Here is a 7227-nt window from a genome sequence, read left to right as displayed (position 1 = left end):
ATCATGGTGTTGATGGCGACCGACTTGCCCGAGCCGGTGGTGCCGGCGACCAGCAGGTGGGGCATCTTGGCCAGGTCGGCGACGACCGGCTCGCCGCCGATCGTCTTGCCGAGGCCGAGCGCCAGTCTGCAGGAGGTGTTGCGGAAGCCGGCGGATTCGATCAGCTCGCGGAAATAGACCGTCTCGCGCGTTTCATTGGGCAGCTCGATACCGATGACGTTGCGGCCCGGCACGACGGCGACGCGCGCCGAGATCGCCGACATGGAGCGGGCGATGTCGTCGGCCAGCCCGATGACCCGGCTCGATTTCACACCCGGCGCCGGCTCGAACTCGTAGAGCGTGACGACCGGACCCGGCCGGACGTGGATGATCTCGCCCTTGACGCCGAAATCCTCCAGCACGCTTTCGAGCAGGTCGGCGTTCTGTTCCATCCGCTCCTGCGACATGTAGAAGCCCTGGCCTTCCGGCGGCAGCTGCAGCAGGTCCTCGGGAGGAAGCTCGTATCCGGCCGCGGCGGTCAGCGGCGCGACCTTACCGGCGACAGGCAGGGAGGGCGCGGGCCTTGCGGTCCGGGCGCTTCTTGCGCCGGAAACCGGCGCGGCAGCAGTCGCTTCGGGCGCACGCGGTTCGATCTCCACCGGAGCGGGCCGGGCGACGGGCGGGGCGGGCGGCACTCTTCCCGAAGCAGGATTTTCGGCCGGCCCGTTCGAGCGCCATTCGATGACGCGATAGAACGATGTTGCCTCGCCCAGGGAAGCGGCGCGGGATGGGTTCGGCTGCGCTGCCGGAGGACGCGCGGGAGTGGCGGGCGGCTGCGGCGATTCGTTCAGGCGCGCCCGCGCCAGGCGCTCGGCGAGCAAGGGCATGCTGAACTCGAAAAACGCATCATCGGAAAGATAGGACCAGCGAAATTTCGGCGGCTGCAGCTTTTGCGCCGGAGTGGCGACCGCCCGCTGCGGCGCGGCGATGGCTTGCGGCGGCCGGGCCGGAGCAGTGGAGGCCGCGGCGGGAATTGCCCGGGCCGGATTGGCGACCTGTGGCGCCGGTGGCGCGGAGCGGATGGAATCGCCGCCGGAAGCCACCACCTTGGCCGGCGCTTCGTCATCCGGCTGCGGCGCGGGCCGCTTGTCGGAATCCGGCGTGCGGGTGAACCGGACATTGGGCGCGAGGAAGAAATATCGCTGCCAGGCCGGATGGCCGAACTCGCCGCCGCCAGCCGGATCGAGCGGGACGGTGTTCGATTCGCCGTCAGCAGGGGCTCGCAGCGCGACGACCTGCCCCATTTGCTTCTGCGGCGCTGCAGCCGGGCCATGGTCCCGCGCGTCCTCCGGACGGCTGTGATCGTCGTTGCCATAGGCGGAAGCGCCGGACGGATTGGCACGGGAAAAACGCATGGATGTCATACTCGAGACTCGTCGAACAAAGCTGTCCCGAGACATAGGAACTGATGGTTAACAAGACCTTCCGACTGGCGCGCTAAGGGAGGCTGATCGACGGTCAAGTTGGAAGGGCGCCGCGTTCCTTCACACCCCCCTCTGGCCTGCCGGCCATCTCCCCCGCAAGGGGGGAGATCGATGTTGCGCGGCTTTCGCCAATTGTCGACGTCGGAAGAAGGGCGTGGCGCCTAGGCCGGTTCCGACACCTTCTCCTCGGCGGCAAGCGTCGCGGTGCCGTAGGCCTTCAGGAAGACGTTCACGCCGGAGCGGACGACATGGTCGATCTCGGCCTGGGTCGGCGCCTTGGTACGGTAAGAGAAGATGCACTGGCGAAACAGGCCGGCAAGGCAAAGGTCGGTAAGCTGATAGGCGGCGAGTTCAACATCCTCGATCTTCAACAGACCGCGCTCGACGGCGGCGTTGAGGAAGGCGGCGACCTTGTCGTGGCCGCGTTTGGGGCCGCGCTCGTAAAAGCGCGCGCCAAGCTCGGGAATCCGGTCGGACGCGCCGATCACCGTGCGCTGCGCCTGGATGACCTTGGCCGAGGTGATCTTCATGACGAGCACCTTGCCGAACTTCACCAGCGTCTCGCGCAGGTCGTCGGCGTGGTCGAGGACGTCATACATATTCTTGAAGATGGTGCCGCGCTCTTCCTCAATGAGCGCCTCGAAGAGCTCTTCCTTATTGGCGAAGTAGACGTAGATCGTGCCCTTGGAGACGCCGGCCTCGCGTGTGATGTCGTTCATGGAGGCGGCCTCGAAGCCCTTGTCGATGAAGACGCGGCGCGCGCCTTCGATGATCTGGGCCCGCTTGATTGGATCCTGCCCCGCCGCCGGACGGCCCTTGCGCAGGTCGAGCAGATCGCTATCGGCTGTCGTTTCGACCATTGAAGTCACACCTCACGAAATATTTCGAACCAGGCGGTTCGATTTGCTCTTGATATGGGCCTCTTTCCGCGCTATGTCAATCAGCAATTCGAACCGAACGGTTCAGTCTGACTGACTTATATCCCAGAGAGATTATCATGTCCTCGAACGCGCCCGCCACTGCCGAAGTCCGCAATTTTCCCAACGCCAAGGTCCAGCCGTCGATCGAAGCGCCGGAAGTGCCCGTACAGCCCGCTCCTCCCGAGCCGGTCGAAGCGCCGGCCAAGAAGAAGCGCTCTCTCCGCTCGATGCTGTTGCCGATCATCGGGCTTGGCCTGCTCGGCGCCGGTTCCTGGTATGGATATAACTATTGGGCCGATGGCCGGTTCATGATCTCCACCGACGACGCTTATGTCCAGGCCGACATGTCGTTCATGTCGCCGAAAATCTCGGGATATGTGGATAAGGTCCTGGTGAGCGAGAACCAAAAGGTCAAGGCCGGCGATTCGCTGTTCGTCATCGACGACGGAGACTACAAAATAGCCGTTGCCCAGGCCGAGGCGCAGATCGCCACGCTTGCGAAGACGCTCGACCGCATCGACGCCCAGACCAAGGCGGCCCAGGCCTCGCTGGCGCAGGCCCAGGCGCAGAAGATCGCCGACCAGGCCGCCGCGGACAACGCGGCACGCGCCCAGGACCGCGCGGCGCAGCTGCTCAAGACCCATGTCGGCACACAGGCGCAGCTCGACGACGCCCAGACGGCGCTCGACCAGGCCAAGGCGGCGCTTGCCGGCGCCGATGCCCAGATCACCGCGGCCCAGGCCAATATCGGCGTGCTCGAAGCCCAGCGCGCGGAATCCGCCAGCACACTCGCCTCGCTGCAGCTCACCCGCGACAAGGCGCAACGCGACCTTTCCTTCACCGTGCTCAAGGCACCCTATGACGGCGTCGTCGGCAACCGCTCGGTCGAACAGGGCGACCTTGTCAGCCCCGGCCAGAAGCTCGCCGTCGTGGTGCCGATGGACAAGCTCTACATCGTCGGCAACTTCAAGGAGACGCAGCTTGGCCGGCTGGTGCCCGGCGAGAAGGTCCGCATCACGGTCGACGCCATCGACGGCCAGAGCTTCGAGGGCACGGTTTCGTCGTTGGCGCCGGCCTCCGGCGCGGTGTTCTCGCTGTTGCCGCCGGAAAACGCCACCGGCAACTTCACCAAGGTTGTCCAGCGCGTGCCCGTGCGCATTGATGTGCCGGCCGACGTTCTGAAGACCGGCAAGCTGCGCGCCGGCCTGAGCGTCATCGTCGCCGCCGACAGCCGCACCGCGCCGGCCGCGACGTCCAACTGAGCAGTTTGGGGGGCGGCTCAGTGGCCATCGAGCGCTGAGCCGCCCCGCCTGCCAGGTATTTGTTTTGGCGCGGTTCCGGACGGAAGACTGTTCCTGGAATTGCCGTAGGAGGCCATGACATGGCAACCGCAACCATCACCGCAGGATCGATGCCGGCACGGCCGGTGGCCACTGCCCCCGCCGACCATATGCCGGCGCGCCGCGTCATCGCCTTCCTGGCGATGGTGTTCGGCATGTTCATGGCGATCCTCGACATCCAGATCGTCTCGGCATCGCTGGCCGAGATCCAGGCCGGCCTCAGCGCCAGCTCCGACGAGATTCCGTGGGTGCAGACCGCCTATCTGATCGCCGAAGTGGTGATGATCCCCCTGTCGGGCTTCCTCAGCCGGATGCTGTCGACCAGGGTGCTGTTCACCATCGCCGCCGCCGGCTTCACCGCGGCCAGCGCGCTCGCCGCGACCGCGACCAACATCGACCAGATGATCGTCTACCGCGCCATCCAGGGTTTCATCGGCGGCGGCATGATCCCGAGTGTGTTCGCGGCCGCCTTCACCATCTTCCCGCCGTCGCGGCGCGCCGTCGTCTCGCCGATGATCGGCCTGGTGGCGACGCTGGCGCCGACCATCGGCCCGACGGTCGGCGGCTATATCAGCCACGCCATGTCCTGGCACTGGCTGTTCCTGATCAATGTGGTGCCCGGCATTTTGGTGGCGACGGCGGCCTGGTCGCTGATCGACTTCGACAAGCCGAACCTCAAGCTGTTCTCAAAGTTCGACTGGTGGGGGCTCGCCGGCATGGCCGCCTTCCTCGGCTGCATGGAATATGTGCTGGAGGAAGGCCCGAACCATGACTGGCTGCAGGAACAGGCCGTCTTCATCTGCGCCATCATCATGACCATCGGCGGCGTCATCTTCTTCTGGCGCGTCTTCACCGCCGAGGAGCCGATCGTCGACCTCAGGGCCTTCAGCAACATCAACTTCGCCTTCGGCTCGCTGTTCTCCTTCGTCGTCGGCATCGGCCTCTACGGGCTCACCTATCTCTATCCGGTGTTCCTGGGGCGCATCCGCGGCTACGATTCGATGATGATCGGCGAGGCGCTGTTCGTCAGCGGCCTGGCGATGTTCTTCACCGCGCCCGTTGCCGGCATCCTGTCGAACAAGATCGATCTCAGGCTGATGATGATGATCGGCTTCTTCGGCTTCGCCACCGGCACCTGGTGGATGACGCACCTCACCGCCGACTGGGATTTTTATGAATTGCTCGTCCCGCAGATCCTGCGCGGCTGCTCGATGATGCTGTGCATGGTGCCGATCAACAACATCGCGCTCGGCACTTTGCCGCCGGAGCGCCTGAAGAACGCGTCGGGCCTGTTCAACCTGACCCGCAATCTCGGCGGCGCGGTCGGCCTGGCGATCATCAACACGGTGCTGATCGACCGCAACGCCTTCCACTATGCAAGGCTCTCCGAGCATGTCGAGTGGGGCAGCCAGGCAGCCCAGACCAAGCTGCAGAACATGACGCTGAACTTCGAGCAGACCGCCGGCCTCGACGCCACCAGCGCCGCAATCTCGAAGCTGTCGGGCATGGTGCATCAGCAGGCGGCGCTGCTGTCCTTCATGGACGTCTTCTTCATGCTGACGGCGCTGTTCGCCACGCTCGGGCTGTTCGTGCTGTTCATCAACAAGCCGGCCGACCAAAGCGGCGGTGGCGGCGGAGGCCATTGAGGAAGCCGGAACCCCCGCCTGGCGTCCTCATGTGTGACCCCGGAAACCGGCGACGGTTTCCGGGGTCGTTTCTTTTTGTGAGATCGAAAATGCTACCTCAGGCGGCGGCCGGCTTGAAGCTCAGCGCCACACCGTTGATGCAGTGGCGCAGGCCGGTGGGCGGCGGGCCGTCGTCGAAGACATGGCCGAGATGGCCGCCGCAGCGCCGGCAATGCACCTCGGTGCGGGTCATGCCGAGCGAGCGGTCCTCGGTCTTGCCGATCGCGTTGGGGATCTCCTGCCAGAAGCTCGGCCAGCCGGTGCCGGAATCGAACTTGGTCTCCGACGGATAGACCGGCAGGTCACAGCCGGCGCAGGCGAAGATGCCCTTGCGGTGTTCGTTGAGCAGCGGGCTGGTGCCCGGATATTCGGTGCCTTCTCTGCGCAGCACGTCGAAGGCGGCGTCCGAAAGAATGGCGTGCCATTCGGCATCGGTCTTGGTGACCTCGAAAGTCTCGGCGGCCAGAGCGGGCTTGGCGCCGCCCATGCGCTGCGCTGCTCCGGTTCCGATGACGAGGGCAGTGGCGGCGGCGCCGCTCCAGAGAAAGTCGCGACGGTTCATGGCCTTTCCTCCTGACGTCTTGTTGCAAACTATGGCGCCGCCGGAAAATCAAAAGCCGGTGACGGTCCGCGCGCCGCTTCACATCGACCCAAGCCCTGGCGATGCGGAGCGGCGCTCGACGGCGACACGGATTGCGGAAGGGAGAACCGTGCGGCCGGCGGGGACACACCTCACTTCGCCGGCCGCACGCGCTTTGTTACATCTTCGGCAAGAGAACCTTGTCGATGACATGGATGACGCCGTTCGACTGGCGCACGTCCGCAATGGTGACATGGGCGACGTTGCCGTTCTCGTCGGTCACCGTGACCTTGCCCTTTTCCGATTTCAGCGTCAGCGCGCAGCCGCCGACGGTCTTGACCTCATGCGCGCCGCCATCGGCCTTGGCCATCTTGGCGACGTCGGCGGCCATCGCCTTGGCGGCGATGACATGGCAGGTGAGGATCTTGGTCAGCTTGTCCTTGTTCTCCGGCTTGAGCAGCGTCTCGACCGTGCCGGCCGGGAGCGCAGCGAAGGCTTCGTTGGTCGGCGCGAAGACGGTGAACGGACCGGGGGTCTGCAGGGTGTCGACGAGGCCGGCGGCCTTGACGGCGGCGACCAGCGTGGTGTGGTCCTTCGAATTGACGGCATTCTCGATGATGTTCTTCTTGGCATACATCGGCGCGCCGCCGACCATCGGGTTGGCGGCATAGGCAACGGCGCCGAGCGCGGAAAGGCCGATCGACGAGGCAAGCAAAAGGGTGGCGAGCTTACGCATGATATCAGTCTCCTCGGGTTGTTTTTCCCGTTGTTGGGAACGCGAGGAGATACGAGGCATCAAAAACTTAGTTTCGCGAGCCTCGAAGATTTTTTATTCGCCGATCTGAGTTCGTATGTTCCGTGCCTCGACGCATAAAAACGCTCCTACCGACACATGCCAGGCAGATAGACTTCAATTAACTTTTGAAATTACCGGAAAGTGATCAGATGCCCTTCAAGTCACCCGCAGCGACGACGGGGCCGGTCGGCTGGCCGGTCGGCGAACCGCCGGTGGGCTCGAGACTGACGGCGAGCACGGCGCCCTGCGCCAGCTTCTGCTGGATGGCGGGCGCGACAGCCATGCGCGCGGTCTGACCGACCGGGATGACGCCCATCGAGACCGGGGCGTTCTTGCCCTCGATCATCCACAGCTCGAAGTCCTTGCCGGCGCCGCGTTCGCCGGAGACCAGCGACAGGCCGACCTCGTGGCGCGCCGCGTCATAGACGGCGAGGTATTTGACG

General features: G+C 65.0%; 7 protein-coding genes. 2 read left to right on the top strand and 5 right to left on the bottom strand.

Annotation, left to right across the window (positions count from 1 at the left end; translation table 11 throughout):
* Nucleotides 1-1394 (bottom strand): DNA translocase FtsK (locus EOA29_RS19595; RefSeq protein ID WP_281061094.1); only part of this gene is annotated, 1394 nt, incomplete at its 3' end.
* Between the two features lie 230 nt (nt 1395-1624).
* The gene (locus tag EOA29_RS19590) at nt 1625-2323 is read right to left on the bottom strand and encodes a TetR/AcrR family transcriptional regulator (protein WP_126090903.1); all 699 of its coding nucleotides are present in this window, start codon (nt 2321-2323) and stop codon (nt 1625-1627) included.
* A gap of 137 nt (nt 2324-2460) precedes the next feature.
* Here EOA29_RS19590 and EOA29_RS19585 point away from each other — a divergent pair, with 137 nt between their 5' ends.
* Together EOA29_RS19585 and EOA29_RS19580 are read left to right on the top strand one after the other, a co-directional pair.
* On the top strand, nt 2461-3645 hold the full coding sequence (locus tag EOA29_RS19585) for an HlyD family secretion protein (protein ID WP_126090904.1): 1185 nt from the start codon (nt 2461-2463) through the stop codon (nt 3643-3645).
* Nucleotides 3646-3794: 149 nt separating this feature from the next.
* Nucleotides 3795-5369: a DHA2 family efflux MFS transporter permease subunit gene (locus tag EOA29_RS19580; RefSeq protein ID WP_245468493.1), complete on the top strand. Its 1575-nt coding sequence runs from the start codon at nt 3795-3797 to the stop codon at nt 5367-5369.
* Nucleotides 5370-5466: 97 nt separating this feature from the next.
* On the opposite strand, the gene msrB is transcribed toward EOA29_RS19580, so the two are convergent.
* The 3 genes from msrB to EOA29_RS19565 form a co-directional block, all read right to left on the bottom strand.
* Nucleotides 5467-5970: a peptide-methionine (R)-S-oxide reductase MsrB gene (gene msrB / locus EOA29_RS19575; RefSeq protein ID WP_126090906.1), complete on the bottom strand. Its 504-nt coding sequence runs from the start codon at nt 5968-5970 to the stop codon at nt 5467-5469.
* 196 nt (nt 5971-6166) lie between these two features.
* On the bottom strand, nt 6167-6724 hold the full coding sequence (locus EOA29_RS19570) for a fasciclin domain-containing protein (protein ID WP_126090907.1): 558 nt from the start codon (nt 6722-6724) through the stop codon (nt 6167-6169).
* A 205-nt stretch (nt 6725-6929) separates the two neighbouring features.
* The coding region (locus EOA29_RS19565; RefSeq protein ID WP_189478935.1) for an anti-sigma factor at nt 6930-7227 on the bottom strand (298 nt) is incomplete at its 5' end.

Source organism: Mesorhizobium sp. M1E.F.Ca.ET.063.01.1.1 (assembly GCF_003998155.1).
In the GTDB taxonomy this organism is placed as follows: Bacteria; Pseudomonadota; Alphaproteobacteria; order Rhizobiales; family Rhizobiaceae; genus Mesorhizobium.
The sequence above is the reverse complement of the archived record's forward strand: the minus strand, read 5'-3'. Positions and strand labels throughout refer to the sequence as shown.